Origin of the sequence: Vibrio sinaloensis (assembly GCF_000808535.1) — a bacterium.
GTDB classification, from domain to species: domain Bacteria; phylum Pseudomonadota; class Gammaproteobacteria; order Enterobacterales; family Vibrionaceae; genus Vibrio; species Vibrio sinaloensis_D.
In genome coordinates this window covers 1-302 of sequence record NZ_JWLV01000036.1, presented here as the reverse complement: position 1 = coordinate 302, position 302 = coordinate 1, and the positions used below count along the sequence as shown (strand labels likewise).

1 protein-coding gene is annotated in these 302 nt (G+C 52.6%); it reads left to right on the top strand.

All coding sequences use genetic code 11. From position 1 onward, the window contains the following. A partial coding sequence (locus tag RJ47_RS21480) for a hypothetical protein (RefSeq protein ID WP_039485314.1) occupies nt 1–302 on the top strand: 302 nt, incomplete at both ends.

Genomic DNA, 302 nt, shown 5'->3' with positions numbered 1-302 from the left:
GGTGAGATCAGCTTAACCGCCGCAGGAGTCGCTGCGTTTACCAACGACTTTGAGCTTGCGTCGAATGTTCATAACATTGTCGTGACTGCCACCGAAGACGAAGGCTTAGGCGAAGTGAAATCCACCAACATCAATGTGGAGCTCAGTGAGCTGAACCTGGATGAAGACAGCCCGATCTTTGTCGATGACGATGACAACCCCGTCGAGAATTACGCGTTTGAGTACAACGAGAACTCACTCGATAGCGATGTGATTGGCACCGTAGCGGCGGTGGATGGCGACGGCGAAAACGTCACCTACAG